Origin of the sequence: Anabaena sp. CS-542/02 (assembly GCF_028331085.1) — a bacterium.
GTDB lineage: Bacteria > Cyanobacteriota > Cyanobacteriia > Cyanobacteriales > Nostocaceae > Anabaenopsis > Anabaenopsis arnoldii.
This window is the reverse complement of the sequence record NZ_JAQMTM010000092.1, coordinates 1-20,334: the sequence shown is the minus strand read 5'-3', so window position 1 is coordinate 20,334 and position 20,334 is coordinate 1. Positions and strand designations below refer to the sequence as shown.

Here is a 20,334-nt window from a genome sequence, read left to right as displayed (position 1 = left end):
CTGTAACAATTATTATGCTGTAGTTTTAGTATTCAAGATATCTTTGACTTGCCAGCGTTTGGTCTTACTCAAAGGTCTAGTTTCTTGAATCCGGACGCGATCGCCCACCTTGCACTGACTATTTTCGTCGTGAACCTTATACCGGCGGGTTTGCACGACAATTTTGCCATACTTAGGGTGGGGAGAGCGGTTTTCCACAGCGACTACCACAGTTTTTTGCATTTTGTCGCTTACTACCACGCCGACTCGTTCTTTGATTGCCATAATCTCCTAGTTTTTATTCTGTAGTCGATTGACTTGTAGCCTGTTGGCGCTGAGTTTCCACAGTGAGCAACTGGGCGAGGCGGTGGCGGGCGTGTCGGAACTCATGAGGCTTTTCTAATTGTCTTGTAGCTTTTTGCAACCGTAACTGAAACAGTTGTTTTTTAACAGAGACAATTTCCGAGACCAGTTGTTCATCACTTAATTCTCTAGCTTCCGAAATCTTGGGAAGAGGCATAACCTACTCCTGCTCCTGTGGTTGAGAACGCACAATAAATTTAGTTTTAATTGGCAGCTTATTGGCAGCCAAACGCATAGCTTCGCGGGCGATTTCCTCGGAAACTCCAGCGATTTCAAACATAATGCGTCCTGGCTTAACTACCGCCACCCAAAACTCTGGAGAACCTTTTCCTGAACCCATCCGGGTTTCTGCCGGACGCATAGTGATAGGTTTATCCGGAAAAATCCGGATCCAGATTTTACCACCCCGACGGATATAACGAGTCATTGCCCGACGGGAGGCCTCAATTTGGCGGGAGGTAATCCAAGATGGCTCTTGAGCTTGGAGGCCAAAATCACCGAAGTTAAGGTTACAGCCGCGGCTAGCTAGGCCTTGCATCCGTCCGCGCTGTTGTTTGCGGAATTTAGTTCTTCTAGGACTTAACATGCTTCATCCTTCATTAGATCGGTCTTCAAATTGCTGACGACGGCGTTGTTGTTGACGACGACGTGGTTCGCGATCGCGTGGGGTGGATGGAGCGGTGGTTTCTTCCTGTCCCGGGATAATTTCTCCCTTAAACACCCATACTTTAATCCCCAGAATCCCGTAAATTGTTTTAGCTGTGCAGTAAGAGTAGTGAATATCAGCCCGGAGGGTATGTAAAGGCACTCTTCCCTCACGAGTCCACTCTGTCCGAGCAATTTCTGCACCGTTGAGGCGACCGCTGACTTGAATTTTAATGCCTTGAACACCAGCACGTTGGGCGCGCTGAATAGCTTGGCGTACCACCCGCCGAAAAGAAACCCGCCGTTCCAGCTGTTGAGCAATGTATTCCGCAATCAAAGCTGCGTCTGCATCAACTTTTTGGACTTCGACTACATTAATCCGAATTTGACGATTACTGCCGAGCATTTCTTGTAGTCCTACCCGCAGTGATTCAATACCTTGTCCACCGCGGCCGACAACTACACCTGGTCTAGCCGTGTGTACTTCCAAATCAATTTGGTCGGCTTTGCGCTCAATCCGCACCTCGGAAATTCCGGCATTGTTTTGAGCCAATCTACCCAGCTTTTGTTCTATGTATTTCCGAAGTTTGTGGTCTTCTTGTAAAAGTTCTGGATAGCGTTCAGGAACTGCAAACCAACGGGATTGATGCTCTCGTGTAATACCCAGGCGAAAACCAACTGGATGAATTTTCTGTCCCACAAATGCTTCCTCTAAGAATTTCTTACTTTACGCAGTTTTTCGTGTCTGGACTCCATCGGTGAAAGACGGAGTATTTCATTTAGCAGTAGCATCAGCGGCCACAGCGACAGTGATATGACACGTTGGCTTGCGAATTTGGTAAGCTCGCCCCTGAGCTCTTGGTTGAAACCGTTTTAGCACTGGACCTTGATTAGCATAGGCTTGAGTAATTACCAGTTGCGTCCGGTCTAAACCAGCATTATGCTCGGCATTAGCCGCTGCACTTCTGAGAAGTTTCAATACTGGTTCACAGGCTCGATAGGGCATGAATTCCAATACAATTAGTGCTTCTCGGTAGGATCGCCCCCGAATTTGGTCAAGGACACGACGCACCTTGTAGGGAGACATGCGGATATAACGAGCGATCGCCTTTACTTCAGTAGTATCAATAGCCATAATTTTCTCCTTAAGTCATTAGTCACAATGACTAATAACTATCTCCCTGCTTTTTTATCACTCTTCCCATGACCTCTGTAGGTACGTGTGGGGGCGAACTCTCCCAACTTGTGTCCTACCATTTGCTCATTCACAAAAACCGGAACGTGTTGACGTCCGTTATGAACAGCGATGGTATGACCTATCATCAACGGCAAAATTGTCGAAGCTCTCGACCAAGTTTTAATAACTTGTTTTTCGTTTTTAGCGTTGAGCTTTTCCAGCTTACTCAGCAAGTGATCCGCTACAAAAGGACCTTTTTTTAGAGAACGACCCATAATTTCGACTTTGGATGTTTGACTTGAGATTATGACTGACGGCCACCACGTCCACGTTTAGAAGATTTCCGACGGCGACGCACGATCAGTTTGCTGCTAGCTTTCTTAGGCTTGCGAGTTTTTGCCCCTAAAGTAGGTTTACCCCAAGGTGTTACAGGGCCTGGTCTACCAATAGGAGCTCTCCCCTCACCACCACCATGTGGGTGGTCTACCGGGTTCATCACACTACCTCTAACCTTAGGACGGCGACCCTTCCACCGATTCCGTCCCGCCTTACCTGCGCTGAGATTTCGCGCATCGGTGTTACCTACCTGTCCAATTGTCGCGTAGCATTCCTTCCGAATCATCCGCACTTCCCCGGAAGGTAGCTTGAGAGTGACATAGTTACCTTCTTTAGCCACCACTTGGGCATTAGCACCAGCCGCACGGACAATTTGCCCGCCTTTCCCCGGTGTCAGTTCCACATTATGGACACTAGTACCCAGGGGGATATTAGACAGTGGTAAAGCGTTACCATCCTCAAAGGGAGAGTCAGGACCGGCGATAATTTTCGCACCCACTGATAACTTATTGGGGTGAAGAATATAACGCTTTTCCCCGTCTTCATATAAAACCAGAGCGATGCGAGCATTCCGATTGGGGTCGTATTCAATGGCTATGACTTCGGCGACAATATTACGTTTATCCCTTTTAAAGTCGATAATCCGGTAAAGTTGCTTGTGTCCGCCACCCCGACGACGGCTAGTGATCCGCCCTTGATTATTACGACCCTTAGGGCGATGTACGTATTCTGTTAATGATTTTTCCGGCTTTGACTTAGTAATTTCCGCAAAGTCGGATACAGTAACTTGGCGCGTACTAGGGGTATAAGGGCGATAAGAACGAGTACCCATTTTATTTTATACCTCTGGGAATAGAACTTGTCTAACTTTCTCTTCGTCCCCAGGGGCTACAGTGACGATAGCTCGCTTATATTGGGGCTTGTAACCAATAAATTTACCAACACGACGCTGTTTACGTGGTGGCATCATGGTATTAATTTTGACTATCTTTACCTGAAATAGGTCTTCAATCGCCGCCTTAATTTGTGGTTTGCTAGCCTTGGGAGCTACTTCAAAAGTATATTTATTTTGCTCCATGAGGATAGTCGCCTTTTCAGTCACAATGGGGCGACGCACTAAGTCGGGAAGATTGCGGGGGTCAAACTTAGGCACTATAGACCTCCTGAATTTTGGCTAAAGCTGATGCAGTGACGACAATTTTATCAGCGTGCAGCAAGTCGTAAACATTAAGTTGGTCTGCTGCAATTACCTTTAAATTTTCGATATTCCGGGCTGATAAATAAACATTATCCGCCTTTTGAATCTCCGGCAAAATTAACAATGCCTTACTTTCAGGTGCTGCTCCCCAACGAGCTAGTGCTGAGACTAACTCCTTAGTTTTGGGGCGGGATAACTCGTTGTTAAAATCTTCAACCACAATCAAATCGTCCCCACGACCTACAAAAGCGGTTCGCAGTGCTAAACGCCGTTCTTTGCGGTTTAATTTCAGGTTAAAATCTCTGGGTTTCGGTCCAAAGATCACACCACCACCACGCCACAGTGGAGAACGAATAGACCCAGCACGGGCGCGACCTGTTCCCTTTTGTCGCCAAGGTTTACGACCGCCGCCTCTAACTTCGGAACGAGTTTTTGTACTCGCAGTCCCTTGGCGAGAGTTAGTCATTTGTCTTACCAAGGCTCGATGCACAATATGAGAGGCCGTTGATTCTTGAGCAACCCGTAACTCAAAGGTAGTCTGGCCGACCTGTTCTCCTTGCCAATTTTTAACTATGCTTTCCACCATTTTTATGTCCTTTTGTGTTTTTTGCCTTTTTTCTTTAGTTCATGAGTAATGACTACTTACCAACTTTCTTTGTAGGCAGAATATTCACTAAGGACCCCGGCTTACCAGGAATGGCTCCTTTAATTAATAGTAAGTTGCGTTCCGGGTCTACTCGCACCACGGTCAACTTGCGAATTGTCACCCGACTACCACCCAAACGTCCTGCCATCCGTTTACCGGGATAAACACGACCAGGGGTTGTACCAGCGCCAATGGAACCTGGCGCTCTATGGTTTTTAGAACCGTGTGACATCGGTCCGCGGCCAAAGTTGTTACGCTTTTGGTTACCCGCAAAACCGCGACCGATACTGATACCGACTACATCGACAATTTGACCTTCAGTAAAAATATCCGCCTTAAGTTCTTGACCTAAAGTATAATCACTAGCGCTATCTGTGAGATATTCGTTTAAATGACGTAAAGCTGGAGCAGATGATTTTGCCAAGTGACCCAGCAGAGGTCTATTCAACGCCTTGGGTTTGACTTCACCATAACCAACTTGGATGGCGCTGTAACCGTCGGTCTGTTTTGTTTTAACTTGTGTAACAGTGCATGGCCCCGCTTGAACGACGGTGACTGGAATTGATACTCCATCTTCGTCGAAAACTTGGGTCATGCCCAGCTTGGTGCCGAGAATACCTACAGACACAGTAACTGGTTCTCCTTATATACTTGCTGGTGTTGGAATCGGACTGCTATATAAAACCTAGACAAAGCTAGACTTTACTTTCTACTTCAACGGGAGCATGGGAGCGGTTATCCCTGGTGTAGACTTGCACGCCTTAGCCAGACGCGATATTTCTCAAGTTAAGATTTACAAGAAAGACTACCGCTATCATTGCTTGGTTTTCGCCTTGGCAATAGTCTTAATTCAATACTTGATATCGTAGGACTATATATCAAGTGGGCGATTTTCTTAACTCACTTATGTCAATTCTTGTCAACATAAGTATAGTTTTGTCTATAAAATAGTCGGCTTAGGACTACCTCACTTGGTCACCAGAACAGCCACAAGCTTTTTTTTCTGGGCGAAAAAAACAACTCTTGGAATTTCAGAGCAATGCTTTTAAGCTTTGCACTTTGTGCAGTAATGCTTTCGTCCAAGCAATTACCTAGGCACTTTCTGGAAGCAGTGCTGTTAGTGGTCTTTGCCCTATAAGCTACTGCCTTGCTGTGGTGGGACTTAAGCGGTTTTTTACCGCTCAGTATCCGTGAACTAAGTTCGCTGCAATGTTATTAAACCAACATTACCCCTCAGTTTCTGCTTCACTCAACACTTTAATCTTAAACTACAGCTTAAGATTTTCCCTGGGTTTTCAGGGATATAGGAGTGAATGTAGTATAGAGTCGTTTATGGGCTGGGTTTATTTAGCCTCTAACTCTTTGTTAACCTGCGAGTTTTTCTAGTGTACCAGTCTCTGACAACTTTAAGATAAGTTTATTATTGCCCGGAGATGGTAAACATCTAAGATCCCACAGAAAATTGAGCAGTCAGTTTTTACGCTCGGAGGTCACAATCTAATATCATAAATCATCTATTGATTTTTGTCGAGAAATCTTTAAAATAGTTTTTGATTACAGGTGATGTCCTGAATACTTGAACCTAATCCTGCTTCAGGGTGAATAATAGAGATATCTGAGTGGGATAAGACGAAAGAAAATTTATGGCACTGATTACCACTGGCAACGCTTTCATTCGCGATCTGGAAAAATTTGGTTCCCTTGGTGTTTACGTACCTTTGGAAGGAGGTTTTGAAGGTCGATATCGCCGCCGACTGAGGGCTACTGGCTATGTCGATCTTCATATTACCGCCAGAGGGTTGGGCGACGTGGCTGCCTATCTCACAGGAGTTCATGGAGTCAGACCACCTCATCTGGGTAAAAAAAGCTCTAGTAGTGGTGCTGCGGTAGGTTATGTATATTATATTCCACCGATTGTTACCTACAATCTAGAACAGCTACCACTAAATTCAAAGGGGCTGGTGTTGTGGATCATTGAAGGGAATATTCTCGCAGATCAGGAAGTTGAGTTTTTAGCCACCTTACCTAGCTTGGAACCCAGAGTAAAAGTAGTAGTAGAGAGAGGGGGGGCGCGTGCCTTCCGTTGGCAACCTCTCAAAGACACATACTCTGCTAGTTATCAAGCTGTCTAATCAAGGGAACCATATCGTCGCTGGAAACTTGCTAAATTTCCAGTGGCGATGTCGCTCCGCCCTGTGCCCAAGGCGATCGCAAAACAGAACTACAATTAAGAATCGTCATACTGTCAAAGGGAGGCCAGTTGAGCTAACTCCCTACTTTCTCAGTACTGAAGGTAATCAGAGCGAAAATGAGACGTAAATCTACTGGTAGACCAGCCAATACTTCTAAATCCTCGGCTTTACAATCCCCCCTGTTCAACATCTCTACTATCGCCATTTTGGCGGGGGTGCTGGTGTTGGGTATTGGAATTGGTATTGCCTTTAGTTCCACAACCACTTTAACCCCGGCAAATGTCGCTTCTCGTGAATTCATAGATACTAAAGCGCCGAACCCTGAGATTTGTGTGCAGTTTGGGGCTAGTGCAATGGTCATGGACGCGAGACTGTTTGTTACTCTCAACCCGTTTAACGTCTATGTTGCTCAACCAAGTATGCGTCCTGGGTGCGTTCTGCGCCAAAATAACTGGGCAATTTTAGAGCAACGTAACCTTGTATCATCAAGCCAAGTCAGAGAATGTAGGAGTCGTTTAAATACCTTTGGCTTTACAGGTAACTTGGACAGTGAAAACCCTGACATTAGATGTATTTACCAAAACCAAGCTGCTCAAAACTTTTTCACCTCTCAGCCCGGAGCAGTGACGCAACCGCAAGAAACAGAGAGATTTTAGCGACCTTGGGAATTGAGTCTAAATTTACACCCCCTCATGGGGGTTAATTTTTCCATTGGCCTTCTGATTGTAGGCTGCTAGTGCTTCCCAGTTCATCACGTCTGCTAACAAAGTTTGATAACCGAGGGTATTGGGGTGAAGACCATCTACACCTAAGCGCTGTAAACGCCACGATTCATCACGGGCCATCCATTGATCGAAAATATCTAAGTAAGGAATTTGCCGTTGCTGACAAGCAAGTTTAGTAACTTCTTTATAACGGTACTGGTCGATGTGATTATAATAAAAGCAATCTAAAAAAGGCATTTTGCTTTCATCCACAGGAACCATCCCCACAAACAACACAGGGCAAAGTTTTTGTGCTTGTGCGAGCAGAGCAGCAATTTCGGTTTTAAATACAGCGAAATCTGTATAATTACGACCCTGGTTACTTTTTAATCGGGCGGAATCATTCACACCGACGGAGAGAATCATCAGGTCGGGAAGCCGATTTCTTAATTCACCTCGATGGCGAAATTCTACTTCTAGCCTTTGTGCTACTTGCTGGGTGCGATCGCCTCTCACCCCCAAATTATATAATATATGACCACAACTATCGGGCAACATCCACCAGCGCCGCAGTTGTTCAACCCAACCCCCTGTTTCTGGGTCGCCAAAGCCATAAACTAAGCTATCTCCTAGTGCAATAATTCTCAAAGACTCAAATGGCTTTGGTTGTACTACCAGCCCAGAGGAAGAAAGCTCGAGTGTTTGCATTTTTAGAACTATATTTTATATCTTTACAAGATTCTATACATTTCTACATCATTAGAGAATATATTTCTGTTGTTTGACTACAATAGACTTATGTATTTGCTTGGGATGCGTTGATTAAGTAAGGGGTTGGTGCATTCTGACGCGGCCAATTCCGGGATAAAAACCGAATTAACCCAGGCAAAGATATTAACATCAACAAAACTCCTACCCACCAACCGGAACGCAATTGTTCTAAGTTATCCAGCGATGAGGTAGTTTGTGGCTGATTAGAGAAAAACCCTGCTGTTAGTGCTAGTAAATTATTTAACCCATGACAGGCTATAGGCACAATTAATGTTCGGGTCTTGATATATAGCACACCCATAACAAAACCAAACATAGATAATCCGAGGAAATTTGGGTGTAAAATTCCAAACAGGACAGAGGAGACAATCAAAGCTGTACGGATACCCCACTTGGTAGCCCATCGTTGCAGTATAACCCCTCGGAAAATAAATTCTTCCGCGATGGGAGCCACGACTATAATTGCGATCGCACTCAGTAAATTGTCTAGTAAAGGTGCTGAACTGTGAGCAGAAGCATTGCTGGCTACTTGGCGCAGAAGTTCCTCTATAAAAGAAGGAGCGAACCACGACAACAGGGAAAATGAGACTAGATAGGCACTAAGTGAAAACACGATTACCAGAACAACTAAGCCCACCGTCGGTAACCATTTATAGTTCTTCGGCAGAATACCCACAACATACCGCAGATTAATTCCTAAACGATTGAAGTCTGCGAATATCCACAGGCAAAGCAATCCAAATATTAAAATATACAGCACCAGGACAACAACTTGATTATTAAGTGTCAGTCCGTTAATTCCTTGCACATAGCCTAAACAAATACCGGACAGCAAGGATACCAGTAGACCCTTGGCGAACAAATAACGAACCCTGACCCGGGAAAATGGATTATGTATCATAAGTACTAGTTATTTCTACGATGTTCCAAGTAACTTGAGTTCTCCTGGATTATAGACTAATTTCCCTCTACACCAAATCATAATTAGGTAGACTACTATGCTAAAGTTTTTGATATCTCAACGGTAGCAGTTGCACCACACTAGACCAAATTAACTGCGGCTGAGTAATTCTGTAGCTAAACATAAACTAATTTTAAATTTTTTGTAGCTGATGAGAAACTTATACTCATTGGTGATTGAATTTAATTCATGGAGGGAAAAATGAGTAAAATTAGCATCAATCTTCAAAATAGATTTCCCTATCTAATTTATATTGCCGGAGGAATATTTATTTGATTTTTGGCAATCATTATGCGTCCTTTTGCGGTTATTAATGCGGGTGAAAGGGGTGTATTGATGCAGTTTGGTAAGGTACAGGATAGAGTTTTAGATGAAGGGCTACACCCGATTATACCCATAGTCATATCAGTTAAAAGAATTAATGTCCGGGTGCAAAAAAAAAATATTTTCAAATCCGATGCAGCTTCTAAAGACTTGCAAACAATTACCACAGAACTTGCAGTTAACTGGCACATTGACCCACTGAAGGTAAATCGCATTTATCAACAAGTGGGAGATGAAAGATTAATTATTGATGGTATTATTACCCCAGCAGTATCGGAATTTCTCAAAGCAGCTACGGCTAAAAAAAACCACGAGGAAGTAATTACCAAAAGAACAGAATTAAAACAAGAAATTGATAGTAATCTCAAAAAACGTGTAGAGTCTTATGGTATTATTATAGATGACGTTTCCTTGGTAAACTTCTCCTTTTCTCCAGATTTTAGTAGAGCAATTGAATCTAAACAAATAGCAGAACAGGAGGCTAAACAAGCAGAATTTATTGCTCAAAAAGCTACTCAAGAAGCCCAAGCCGAAATTAACCGGGCTAAAGGTCAAGCAGAAGCGCAAAGATTACAAAGGCAAACTTTAACACCTGAGTTACTGCAAAAGCAAGCTATAGAAAAATGGGATGGTCGTTTTCCTGCAGTCATCACTGGTGATGGTACTTTACCTTTAATTAACCTTAATGCAGGTAGTTTATCTAGTGGAAATAAGCAGTAATAATTTTTAGCGATCGCTTCTGTGAGTTGAACTATTAGTAGACGATCGCTATATTAAAAAAAGGTAAAAATAGGAATCAAAACTTTTTTGATTTATCTCAAATTCAGAAATACAATAGTTTATAAAATATGTATAAATGGTTAGGTTTTTCCTGGGATTTATCTAATGTCATAATTTTGATAGATTTTGTTAAAAGCTTTTTCATTATAGTAGGTGGAGCAATTGCTTTAGCTAGTTATAGAGGTCAAAATCGACAGAGAGCAATAGATAACAGCTTAAACTCTCTCAAAATGTTTGAAAAAACTATACAACACAAAGATATAGAGATTTGGAAAAACGTATATAGCAGGACTTATGAAGGTACCGGAGCAGATCCATATCATTTTATTGTGTTTTGTGAAGATAATAAAACAAAGCAAATACCAGTTTGCGACCTTTTTATCTCTGAGGGGAAGGGATTATGCCTTGCTCAATCAAAATTAAATGAAGATGAAGAAATTTGCGACCTTGAACTAGGTTCTATACGGCTTATAGCAGAGCAGCTAAATCTAATAGGTTACGAAGTTTTGTATGGAAATGTAGAATTAAGAATAATTTATTATGAATTAGGACAAATAATTGACATTATATATAAATGGATTAATGAAATACAAGACAAAGAAGTAAAAGCATCTGTACAGTTTATGTTCCCTTATTTTATGAAAATGTGCCGCAAATATAAACGAACTATAAATTCTATTCCTAGCAAAAGTTATGTTAATTTTTGCTAGGCAAATATAAGTTTTGTGGGACTATTCTTTTTTATCTTAGTATTCACTTCTTTTTCTCGGCTCTATTATCTGGGAAGCAACACCGTAATATTTAGCTGCTGCTGTCATATCCAAATTCAGTAACCTCTCATCTCCTAAATCTTGTATTTTTGTAGGTTGATCTAACTTGAAATCTAAAGATTTAATAATTTCTAACCCTACAGCTTTAGCTAATAAAGGAGGAACAGAATTACCCACTTGTCTAAATCCGTGCCATTTTGTGCAATGAAACCTAAACCAATCAGGATAAGAATGTAACCGCGCTGCTTCCCGCACAGTAATACATCTGGGTATAAACGGATGTATAGGTCTAGGGGAGGTAAAAGCTCCGCGATTACTAGGTGTACCTGCTCTGAGAGTATTACAAATACCTTGGGGGTCAAGTTTATAGAAACGGCTAATTTTTTCGGTTTTACCAGGAGGTGTAGCTGCGAATCTGGTCATAGATTCTAAACTATGCTTTGTTCTTAAACTTGATGTCAGGATTCCAGGGTCATAGTGACGTTGATATCCATAGTCATTATTTGCCGAATTTAAACCACGCAGTAATAGACCGTAATCACTAGGCTTTCCCAACTCTGCAACTACCCAATCACGTTGATACAATTCATCATATTTTTCAATCTCCGGTAAATCTTGCAATGCTTCCCAAGCTGTCGGAGTTAAGTTTAATTGATGAGAGAATCCTGATTTCTTTTGTTTAGCTGGTTGAGTAATGGGGTCTGGATAATTTGGTAATTCTAAATCATGACGACAACCGAGAATAAATAACCGTTCGCGATTTTGGGGAACTCCAAAATAGGCAGAATTTAAAACCTGATATTTTTGTTTAACTTGATAACCATTACTCTCAAATTCATTAATAATTTGTGCAATAAATTCTTGATGTTTTCCCGCAGTCATTCCTTTGACATTTTCCATGACAAAAAACTTGGGCTGGAGTGCTAATACTAATCTAATGTAATGAAATACCAAGGAATTTCTAGGGTCTTGAAAAGAACGTTTACCTATTAATGAGAATCCCTGACAGGGCGGACCACCAAAGATGACATCAATTTCTAGATTACCAATAGCCGAATTTTGTCTAATATGTTGACTGGTAGTTTCTTCAACAGGCTGACATAAAACAGTCCAAAAAGGAAAATTAAACTCGTGGGTTGCACAGTGGATAGGGTCGATTTCTACAGATGCTAATACATCAAAGCCAGCTTGTTCAAAACCGAGGGTCATCCCCCCAGCACCAGCAAATAAATCCACAGCAATCGGGCGGTTTTGTTTCATCTGCTTCTAGTGATTATTTCCTACTTTCCAAGACCTGGTAACATTTGCAAAATCTCTGCAGCGGCGCGATCGCATACACCTACCTCCCCCAACAGCTGACGCATTTCGGTATAATCTGCGAAAGTTTGCTGTCGGCGCTCAGGATTTAAGAGTAATTCCATGGATGCTTGGAGAATATTTTCCGGTGTCGCTTGTTCTTGTAGGAATTCTGGTACAATGGGCTTCATGACCACTAAATTAACTGGTGAAGCAAAAGGTATAGAACCTTTAAGAATGTTGCGAGCAATCCAAACAGTCAAGGGGTTGAGGCGATAAACCACAACTTGGGGCACATTTAATAAAGCCAGTTCTAGGTTAACCGTACCAGATTTAGTGATAGCCAGATCAGCAGCGGCAAAGAGTTCTTTTTGTTGCTCGCACAGAATTGTCGCCCTTAAACCATAACGTTGAATAGCTGTTTCTATGGGTTGTCTGTAAGCTTCCAGAGATAGGGGAATCCAAAAATGGACGAATGGTAATTGAGCTTGAATAGTTTGAGCAGCTTGAAAAATTACTGGTAAGAGGTATTTTAACTCTTGATGACGAGAAGCTGGGAGGAGTGCGATCGCCTTTTGTGCTGGTGGAATTTGCAATTTAGCCCGAGCTACTGAGCGACTGGGTGCATCTTGCATTCGGTCAACTAGGGGATGACCCACCCACTGCACTTGTGCGCCATTCTCGCGAAAATAACGGGCTTCCTCCGGGAAGATAGCCAAGAGTTTATCTGTAAAGCCGACAATGCGGGATGTATTACGTAAACCAATAGACCAGACCCACTCTTGGGGAGCGATGTAATAAACCACTGGTACCTGTGGTAAATGCTTTTGCATATAAGTACCAATGCCCAGATTAGGTCCCATATAATCAATTAGTATGACTAAATCAGGGGGGTGTTGTTGCAAAAAAGCGATCGCCTGACGTTGTACCCTAATAGTAGGGAAAATATAAGGCAGAGATTCCACCAAACCCATAGAACCAATACCACTAGTTTTCCCCAAAATAGTAGCGCCCTGGGCTGCCATTTTTTCCCCACCCAGAGCCACAATTTCTAATTTTAAACCAGCGGATTGACGCTTGATTGCCTGAATCAGCAATGAGCCTTGCAAATCCCCAGATACTTCCCCTGTGCTGATAAATATACGCATTTGATAATTAGTAAAAATTCATATTTAACAACGGAGTTTTAAATAGTTACATTATACTCATACAATACAGTATATTTAACGAATATAGGCACTACAGTGAATTATAAAACTATTCCGGGGTGGGAATTATGCCCGTTATTGTCCATCTCACCCCAATAAAAGCTGTATAAATTCAAGAGTCATCATGGGGGCTGGTTTTTTTCCTTCCCGGAATTAACCCACGTCTTCCTGACATTTGAGAAAGTAGGAGAAAACGACGCAGGGATTGCAGTTGTTCACTGTCTCCGAGTTGTTCGAGTGCTTCTAAAGCCTCCTTAAAACTTAAGCCAGAGCGATAGAGAAGCCGAAAAGCCTTTTTCAAAACTTGTAAATCCTCAGAGCTCATCCCAGAACGTTTTAACCCTACTAGATTCAGAGTTCTCACCCGTGCAGGATTTCCCTCCACCAACATATAAGGAGGCACATCGCGGTCAATACGTGCCATTCCCCCGACCATTGCGTGTTGACCAATATGTACAAATTGATGCACCCCTAAAACTCCGCCCAACCTGGCGCGTGACTCTATATGGACGTGACCCGCCAATGCCACGGAGTTAGGAACAATCACGTGGTCTTCAATTATGCAGTTATGAGCTACGTGTACATAAGCCATTAACAGGTTATTATTACCAATCACCGTAGCCTCACCCGCCCCAGTAGCACGGTTAATAGTGACATATTCACGAATTAAGTTATTGTCACCAATTTTCACCCAAGTTGGTTCGCCAACAAACTTGAGATCCTGGGGTTCCATACCAATAGCAGCACCGGGAAAAATCTGATTTCGCGCTCCAATCTCACAAGGACCTTCTAGCACGACATGAGGGCCAATAATTGTTTCCATGCCGACTTTGACATTAGCTCCAATCACAGCATAGGCACCGACTTGCACTGTTGGGTGAAGTTCCGATTGAGGATGAATTACAGCAGTGGGATGAATAAGCGTTTTCAAGGGTGAATCTCCAGAACTTTTTTAAGTGTAGAAACGCGATTAATGGCGTTTTTACAATCAGTGGCCAAAAGTGTCGAGCAAAGCAAGTTGTGTGTAAGAGCAACGAAAATCTAGAGTGGATGATGTTTTGTGATTTATGGAAGTCGAGCTTAAGAGTCAACCACGGCTTTACCCACTCGACAGCTTATTAGTTAATTCGAGAAAACATTAATTCGCCTTCAGTAGCAAGTTGACCGTCAACCTCTGCACGTGCTTGTACTTTAGCGAAACGACGTTGTTTTATCCACAACAGTTCTACTGTCATCACTAGCTGATCTCCCGGAAGTACCTGGCGGCGGAATCGCACTTTATCGATACCAGCAAACACAAATAGTCCCTCCTCAAACCCTGGTAATTGCTTCAGAATAATACCCCCAACCTGTGCCATTGCTTCAACAATTAGCACTCCAGGCATCAGGGGACGTTCTGGGAAATGTCCCTGGAACTGTGGTTCATTGACAGTGACATTTTTAACGCCTACAGCCAGTTTTTCGGGAACATAGTCAATGATTTTATCTACCAATAGGAATGGGTAACGGTGGGGTAGCAATTTCTGAATTTCTTCAGATGAAAATGTGGTTTTAATTTCAGTACTTTTTTCTGGGGTAGATGTAGGTGCAGTAGTATCGGGACTATTCACTGGGGTGACAATTGCCATTAGCGCTGTGTTGAATTTGTAATTAATGAATTAAGTAGTTATGGGTGAAAACCTGAGATTTTAGATTTTACCCGATTCCTGTTCTAAAATTTTCCGTGCCAGTTGAATGTGTAAATTGTGGCTGGCTTTATATGCTAAGAAATGAGCTTGAGGAAAATTTCCCAATAAACTCAAATCTCCTACTAAATCTAATATTTTATGACGAACTGGTTCATTTTCAAACCTGAGTGGTGGATTTACCCAACCTTCTGACCCACAAACAAGGGCGTTATCCAAGCTACCACCCTTAATTAAACCGGTTTTCTGTAAGTATTCAATTTGGTGTAGTAACCCAAAAGTACGAGCCGGAGCAATTTCCGCCACAAAGTTGTCACTTAATGACCAACTGTACCATTGGTTGCCAATAGCCGACAGTTCAAAATCAATCTCGTAACTAAAACGGGTTATTGATGCTGGAAGGGCGCAAGCAAAAGCATCATTTTCATAAATCCAGATGGGCTGTTTCACCACCAAAGGAACTGGTTTACTAGTTGGTTGCGACACTAAGCCAACTTGAGTAATACTGTCAGTCCAAACCTGTGCTGAACCGTCTAATAGTGGTACTTCTGGTCCATCAATTTCAATGCGGGCGTTATCGACACCCATACCCGCCAGGGCTGCTAATAAATGCTCCACTGTGCGCACGCCAGCTTCACCTTTGCCCAATTGAGTAGAGAGCAGAGTTTGACTGACTGCGGTAACTTGAGCCGGAATGATTGGTAAATCTGGCAAATCCACCCGCACAAAGTACCGCCCACTCCCAGATGGACTTGGGAATATGCGCACATGGGTACTCACACCACTATGCAGTCCCACTCCAGTTTGAGTGATTTCTCCTGCTATGGTGTGTTGTTCCATGAGCTAAAAGTTAATATGTGATTCATTTGCAGTTTCGGTGATGACCCCTTATCGGAATAGTATTGAGGCAAATGCCAAAATTAGCAAGTGCCTCATCAAGTTACTATATAGGAGTGACTATTTAAAACCTTTCACCAATACCAAAATTGATGCGACTATCGCCGTCATTGTTAATGCCGTAGTCAATCCGAATGGGGCCTAGTGGCGATTGTACACGCACACCCAAACCGTAACCGTAGCCACTACCGTTTTTGTTGAGGACGTTAGCCGCCTGAGTTGTGGTTCCTAAGTCACTACCGACATCAACAAACAGTGCGCCGTTAACCACTGAGAATACAGGGAAGCGATACTCAACAGATGCTTGGACATAACTGCGTCCACTGGTTAAGGCTCCTTCTTCGTAACCCCGCACAGAGTTGCTACCGCCTAGGGTAAAAGCTTCATAGGGCGGTAAGTCACCCAGAATTGTTCCGCCTTGCACGTTAAAGGCTAGGGTTTGCGCCCCCGGTGCGAAGTTGGTCAACCTCACAGGTAAGTATTGACTATAGTTACCCCGGAGTCTGGTTAGAAAAATGCTACCTAGTCCCACTGGTACGGACTGATCCACACCAAACCGTAGCAAAGAACCTGCTGTTGGTTGCAATTGGTTATTACGCAAGTCCCGCTGTGCGCCTAGTTGTAATAACACTAAGTCATCTTCACCTCCCCCTGAGAGGCTTAGAGGAACTGTTGCTGTGGGCGCTCCATCCTCGAATACGGCTCCTTCCGGTCTGATATTACCATCAGCATCACGGGTGGAAATTCGTTGATACTGCAATCCGGCTGAAGCACTCCATTCTGATCTTTCATAGGGATTGGGAGACAAGGGACGGTTGAAATTAATACCGCCACCCAAGCGGAGAACACGAGGTCGATCACCGTCGGTTTCACCTGGTTGAAATGTCCTTATATTCTCATCTTTGCCGTCAAAAATTAATGAAACGGAACTGCGGCGAAAAATATTTGTTGTATAAGAAGTTCTATAGGGGTCACCGGCAATCCAGGGGTCTGTAAACCGCAGATCAAAAAGCAGCTCCCGTTGTCCGATCTGTACTTCGGCTCCTAGGTTTTGGTTTCTTCCTCCTAGGTTTTGCTGCTGATAGCTTACAGTCCCAAATAATCCACTGGCAGAACTAAACCCGGCTCCAGCTGCAATAGACCCACTAGTACGTTCGGCTACGTTCACTACTACTTTTACCTGACTAGGGTCAGTACCAGGGTCAAGAGATATGTTGACATCTTCAAATAGCCCCAGTCCAAATACTCTCTGGAGGTCTGTTTGTACTATATCCCGGTTAAATACTTCTCCTGGACTTAACTTCATTTCTCGGGTAATTATATATTCTTGGGTTCGTCCCTGAATTGGTTCTCCCTTTTCATCTACCTCCCGACCTTCGCGATCCTGGAAGCGGACTTGAATATTTTCTACCACCCCTTCGGCTATTTGTAGGGTGACAAGGCCGGTTTCCGAAATTTGTGGTGAGCCAATGAGGTTAGCTAATACGTAACCTTGTTCTTGGTACTTTTTAGTTAACTGCTGGATACCTGCTTGGAATTGCCGCAGGTTGAGGACTTGACCATATTGCTCACCAAAGACTGCATCCACAGTGCCGGGAGCTAGTACCGAGGGAATATCAGTTCCCGGATTAGCTTGCACTTGTACTTTGGTGAGGACGGGGTTAAGTTGGACAATAAAGCTTACCCGTACGCCCACAGGTGTATCTTCTGGCACTGCTTCAACGTTGGCAAAGAACCCAGTGGCAAAGATGGCATTAATATCTTCTTGCAGTTCAGACCTGGTTGTTGTCCGACCTGGTTGAGTACGAATGACGCTGTAAACTTGTCTTTCTAGTTCCGGTGTTAGTTGTCCCTTTTCTGGTCTGACGACTACTTCTGATATCAGTACGCGAGTTTCTGCAGTTGGAGTATTGGGATTTTCTCCACTGGGAGTAGTTTGAGCTGTGAGTACTGGGGGGGTAATTTCCTGAACCGAATCAACTTTTAGGGTTGTTAAGGTGGGGACAATTACTTGTGCTGTTGTCTTCTGGGATGATTTCACGGGAGTAACCGTGAACAAAGACTGATTTTTGGTTTCAATTGCTGACTGCTGATTGAACCCAGGACTAAAAACCTCTGTTGTCTGTTCTGAATTATTAATACTTTGGGCATTTGCACTCTCACAGATGCCTAGTGGCGCTGCAACTGCTACAAATGCCATCCATACCGGAGATAAACGCATGTTCTTTAAATTCCTCTATGGCTACGCCACGCAAGCTATCACATCCACACACCATTACTCTTATGCACAAGACCCCAGGTGCAAATCAAGTTGCTGCCTATTGCCTATTTACTTATGCTTCACAAAGCATCAGCCAAAAACTATTGATTCTGACTTTTTGCTTTTGACCATTTCAAGTTTTAGTTTCTACTGCTTTTAGCACTCTTTGTAATACCTCCTGATAAGCATTTTCTACATTACCCAAATCCCGACGGAAACGGTCTTTATCCATCACCCTCAAGTTAGGATCTGCTTCGGCTGTGTTCCATAAACGGCAAGTATCCGGGCTGATTTCATCTGCCAAGAGTATCTGCTGTTTTGAGTCCAAACCAAATTCTAGTTTGAAGTCTACTAGGGTAATGCCGCACTGCTGCCAAAAGCCGCGAAGAAATTCGTTGACTTGCAATGCTAGATTGTGAATTGTCTCTACTTGTTCCGGTGTTGCTAGTTCTAAGAGCAATAGGCGATCGCGTGTTAACAGTGGATCTCCCAACTGGTCATTTTTGTAATAAAATTCCACTAAAGGTTGTTTGAGCACTGTACCTATTGGTAATCCTGTTTGCTGACACAGACTTCCTGCGGCAATATTTCTCACCACTACTTCTAGTGGCACAATCTTCACAGCCTTAACTCGCATTTGGTGCGGTTGAGGACTGTCAATATAGTGTGTTTTTATACCTTTCGTTTCTAACTGCTGAAATAGCCGGCTAGAAATGCTACAGTTAATTTTTCCCTTGTTGATAATACTGCCACGTTTCTGGGCATTAAAAGCCGTGGCATCATCTTTAAAATCAGCTAACAGGACTTCTGGCTCGTCCGTTGCATAGAGAATTTTAGCTTTGCCTTCGTATAACTGGGGATAAACAGACATGATATGAGATAAATTTGTACGCAGTGGGTAGTTTTCGACCTTTTAGGCTTAACTATTTTATCTTTTGTGCTTCAATATCCGCCATTGGTGGTGAGTCAGGTATAGTTGGTTAGCTGATATCAAGCACATACACCTGAAAAAAGGTGATCAAGGATAAAATATGTAATCAATTGACAAAATCTAGTTTATCATTTAATGATAATTTAATGAAACAAGTTCTCAACAATCAGACTATAAAGCTATCATATTTTGCCTTTTGCCAATTAAGTAAATACAGCAGATTACAGGTAAATGAGGTGCCAGTATTAATCTTAAAACTCCTGTAGGGTAGGAATCATGCCGCCCTACTGTACCTCACTTACACAAAATGTTCTGTAAATTGTTTATACAGCTTTTTGTCAAAGGTTTGACCTTTGACTTAATGTTTGAAATTCCCAATCATAATTAACCATTTCTTGTCTCAGCCCGGTATAATTAAATTCTTAATGTAAACTAATTGGGTCGGAGAAAAAAATTTGAGGGTAGTTAATTATTTAGTTATAAAGCCTTTTTCAGGCTAATGAAGTACACATCAATTGCCTATTCCCTGTTCCCTATTCCCTGTTCCCTATTCCCTGTTCCCTATTCCCTGTTCCCTGAAACTAAACAACTTTGTACCTCACGAGCATGGGAAGTGCTATATTAAAAACTTTCAAGTAAAAAAAACCATGATTTTAGACAAGGAAGACAAGAATAAAAAAGTTGTGTGGGATACAGTTCGAGAATTTATTGATGGAAAATAAACACAACAAAAATGGAGAAAAAAATAATGAACAAAGATGATTTTCTCTATCCTCGTGGACGCTACTATGGTCATGTCAAGCCCGAAAATTTGGTGTTTAATGCAAATTTGCAGGAATTTGCTCAACGTATCAGTTATATCTGTAATTTAGAGACGGGTGGAAAGCTCACCCCAGAAGAAGCTTACGAACAAATTAAAGCTTTATGGAAACAACTGAAAAAAACTAAAAAACAACTGCAAATTGGCAAAAGTCCCTTTCAAAATGATGATGGGGAAACTACAAGCTGAAGGAGTACAAATAGCAGAGTTATATAGCAAAACTCAAAAGTCGTATCCCATAGTCTCTAACAGGATGTTTGATAAGTCATGATTAGTGTATCAACTATTGTTTGACCCCACCCTCTCCTTGCAAGGGTAGGTTTTTAATATGATCTGTGAAGGCAAGACTAGGAAGACAAGGAAGGAAAGTGGACAAGGAAGATTTTATACG

The 20,334-nt window shown here is 42.7% G+C and carries 25 protein-coding genes; 6 read left to right on the top strand and 19 right to left on the bottom strand.

What is annotated here, in order from left to right; translation table 11 throughout:
* Window positions 1–12 precede the first annotated feature (12 nt).
* From rpsQ to rplC, 10 genes are all read right to left on the bottom strand, one after another.
* Window positions 13–264, bottom strand: coding sequence for a 30S ribosomal protein S17 (rpsQ, locus tag PN447_RS10830; protein WP_271763016.1), 252 nt, complete (start codon window positions 262–264; stop codon window positions 13–15).
* Window positions 265–277: 13 nt separating this feature from the next.
* Complete coding sequence (rpmC, locus tag PN447_RS10825) at window positions 278–499, bottom strand: 50S ribosomal protein L29 (RefSeq protein WP_271732216.1); 222 nt, start codon at window positions 497–499, stop codon at window positions 278–280.
* A 3-nt stretch (window positions 500–502) separates the two neighbouring features.
* A complete protein-coding gene (rplP, locus tag PN447_RS10820) occupies window positions 503–928 on the bottom strand; it encodes a 50S ribosomal protein L16 (RefSeq protein WP_271732217.1) in 426 nt (141 codons plus the stop codon).
* Window positions 929–931: 3 nt separating this feature from the next.
* A complete protein-coding gene (gene rpsC, locus PN447_RS10815) occupies window positions 932–1,687 on the bottom strand; it encodes a 30S ribosomal protein S3 (RefSeq protein WP_271763015.1) in 756 nt (251 codons plus the stop codon).
* Between the two features lie 75 nt (window positions 1,688–1,762).
* Window positions 1,763–2,122 carry a 50S ribosomal protein L22 gene (gene rplV, locus PN447_RS10810; protein ID WP_271732220.1) on the bottom strand — a complete coding sequence of 120 codons (360 nt, stop codon included), beginning with the start codon at window positions 2,120–2,122 and terminating at the stop codon, window positions 1,763–1,765.
* Window positions 2,123–2,160: 38 nt separating this feature from the next.
* Window positions 2,161–2,439 (bottom strand): 30S ribosomal protein S19, encoded by a 279-nt coding sequence (gene rpsS, locus PN447_RS10805; RefSeq protein ID WP_271732222.1) that lies wholly within the window; start codon window positions 2,437–2,439, stop codon window positions 2,161–2,163.
* 29 nt (window positions 2,440–2,468) lie between these two features.
* Window positions 2,469–3,332 (bottom strand): 50S ribosomal protein L2, encoded by an 864-nt coding sequence (gene rplB, locus PN447_RS10800; protein ID WP_271763014.1) that lies wholly within the window; start codon window positions 3,330–3,332, stop codon window positions 2,469–2,471.
* Window positions 3,333–3,338: 6 nt separating this feature from the next.
* On the bottom strand, window positions 3,339–3,653 hold the full coding sequence (locus PN447_RS10795; protein ID WP_271732225.1) for a 50S ribosomal protein L23: 315 nt from the start codon (window positions 3,651–3,653) through the stop codon (window positions 3,339–3,341).
* On the bottom strand, window positions 3,646–4,284 hold the full coding sequence (rplD, locus tag PN447_RS10790) for a 50S ribosomal protein L4 (protein WP_271732227.1): 639 nt from the start codon (window positions 4,282–4,284) through the stop codon (window positions 3,646–3,648). Before rplD ends, PN447_RS10795 begins: the two co-directional genes overlap by 8 nt.
* Before the next feature lie 52 nt (window positions 4,285–4,336).
* Window positions 4,337–4,972, bottom strand: a complete 636-nt coding sequence (gene rplC / locus PN447_RS10785; RefSeq protein WP_271763012.1) for a 50S ribosomal protein L3 — start codon at window positions 4,970–4,972, stop codon at window positions 4,337–4,339.
* A 97-nt stretch (window positions 4,973–5,069) separates the two neighbouring features.
* On the opposite strand from rplC, the gene PN447_RS10780 reads away from it, so the two are divergent.
* The 3 genes from PN447_RS10780 to PN447_RS10770 all read left to right on the top strand — a co-directional run bounded on the left by PN447_RS10780 (window position 5,070) and on the right by PN447_RS10770 (window position 7,192).
* Window positions 5,070–5,213 carry a hypothetical protein gene (locus PN447_RS10780; RefSeq protein ID WP_271763009.1) on the top strand — a complete coding sequence of 48 codons (144 nt, stop codon included), beginning with the start codon at window positions 5,070–5,072 and terminating at the stop codon, window positions 5,211–5,213.
* A gap of 774 nt (window positions 5,214–5,987) precedes the next feature.
* On the top strand, window positions 5,988–6,476 hold the full coding sequence (locus PN447_RS10775; protein WP_271763008.1) for an NAD(P)H-quinone oxidoreductase subunit N: 489 nt from the start codon (window positions 5,988–5,990) through the stop codon (window positions 6,474–6,476).
* 176 nt (window positions 6,477–6,652) lie between these two features.
* Window positions 6,653–7,192 carry a DUF3172 domain-containing protein gene (locus PN447_RS10770; RefSeq protein ID WP_271732232.1) on the top strand — a complete coding sequence of 180 codons (540 nt, stop codon included), beginning with the start codon at window positions 6,653–6,655 and terminating at the stop codon, window positions 7,190–7,192.
* Between the two features lie 24 nt (window positions 7,193–7,216).
* Here the strand turns inward: PN447_RS10770 and PN447_RS10765 are convergent, their stop codons facing one another.
* On the bottom strand, window positions 7,217–7,948 hold the full coding sequence (locus PN447_RS10765) for a GDSL-type esterase/lipase family protein (RefSeq protein ID WP_271763006.1): 732 nt from the start codon (window positions 7,946–7,948) through the stop codon (window positions 7,217–7,219).
* Between the two features lie 88 nt (window positions 7,949–8,036).
* Window positions 8,037–8,912 (bottom strand): CPBP family intramembrane glutamic endopeptidase, encoded by an 876-nt coding sequence (locus tag PN447_RS10760; protein ID WP_271763005.1) that lies wholly within the window; start codon window positions 8,910–8,912, stop codon window positions 8,037–8,039.
* A gap of 351 nt (window positions 8,913–9,263) precedes the next feature.
* Between PN447_RS10760 and PN447_RS10755 the strand changes: the two genes are divergently transcribed.
* Both PN447_RS10755 and PN447_RS10750 read left to right on the top strand, forming a co-directional pair.
* Entirely contained in the window at window positions 9,264–10,016 is a 753-nt protein-coding gene (locus tag PN447_RS10755; protein ID WP_271763039.1) for a prohibitin family protein, read from the top strand.
* 128 nt (window positions 10,017–10,144) lie between these two features.
* Window positions 10,145–10,786 carry a hypothetical protein gene (locus PN447_RS10750; protein WP_271763003.1) on the top strand — a complete coding sequence of 214 codons (642 nt, stop codon included), beginning with the start codon at window positions 10,145–10,147 and terminating at the stop codon, window positions 10,784–10,786.
* A 36-nt stretch (window positions 10,787–10,822) separates the two neighbouring features.
* Here the strand turns inward: PN447_RS10750 and PN447_RS10745 are convergent, their stop codons facing one another.
* From PN447_RS10745 to purC, 7 genes are all read right to left on the bottom strand, one after another.
* Window positions 10,823–12,106 (bottom strand): DNA cytosine methyltransferase, encoded by a 1,284-nt coding sequence (locus PN447_RS10745; RefSeq protein WP_271763002.1) that lies wholly within the window; start codon window positions 12,104–12,106, stop codon window positions 10,823–10,825.
* 20 nt (window positions 12,107–12,126) lie between these two features.
* Window positions 12,127–13,290, bottom strand: a complete 1,164-nt coding sequence (lpxB, locus tag PN447_RS10740) for a lipid-A-disaccharide synthase (RefSeq protein WP_271763001.1) — start codon at window positions 13,288–13,290, stop codon at window positions 12,127–12,129.
* A 172-nt stretch (window positions 13,291–13,462) separates the two neighbouring features.
* Window positions 13,463–14,281, bottom strand: a complete 819-nt coding sequence (lpxA, locus tag PN447_RS10735) for an acyl-ACP--UDP-N-acetylglucosamine O-acyltransferase (protein ID WP_271763000.1) — start codon at window positions 14,279–14,281, stop codon at window positions 13,463–13,465.
* A gap of 187 nt (window positions 14,282–14,468) precedes the next feature.
* Window positions 14,469–14,978: a 3-hydroxyacyl-ACP dehydratase FabZ gene (gene fabZ, locus PN447_RS10730; RefSeq protein WP_271762998.1), complete on the bottom strand. Its 510-nt coding sequence runs from the start codon at window positions 14,976–14,978 to the stop codon at window positions 14,469–14,471.
* Window positions 14,979–15,038: 60 nt separating this feature from the next.
* Window positions 15,039–15,875 carry a UDP-3-O-acyl-N-acetylglucosamine deacetylase gene (gene lpxC / locus PN447_RS10725; protein ID WP_271762995.1) on the bottom strand — a complete coding sequence of 279 codons (837 nt, stop codon included), beginning with the start codon at window positions 15,873–15,875 and terminating at the stop codon, window positions 15,039–15,041.
* A gap of 121 nt (window positions 15,876–15,996) precedes the next feature.
* Complete coding sequence (locus PN447_RS10720) at window positions 15,997–18,153, bottom strand: BamA/TamA family outer membrane protein (RefSeq protein WP_271762991.1); 2,157 nt, start codon at window positions 18,151–18,153, stop codon at window positions 15,997–15,999.
* Window positions 18,154–18,325: 172 nt separating this feature from the next.
* On the bottom strand, window positions 18,326–19,063 hold the full coding sequence (gene purC / locus PN447_RS10715) for a phosphoribosylaminoimidazolesuccinocarboxamide synthase (protein ID WP_271762989.1): 738 nt from the start codon (window positions 19,061–19,063) through the stop codon (window positions 18,326–18,328).
* A gap of 793 nt (window positions 19,064–19,856) precedes the next feature.
* Between purC and PN447_RS10710 the strand changes: the two genes are divergently transcribed.
* Window positions 19,857–20,132 carry a DUF7219 family protein gene (locus PN447_RS10710; RefSeq protein ID WP_271732247.1) on the top strand — a complete coding sequence of 92 codons (276 nt, stop codon included), beginning with the start codon at window positions 19,857–19,859 and terminating at the stop codon, window positions 20,130–20,132.
* Window positions 20,133–20,334: the final 202 nt, after the last annotated feature.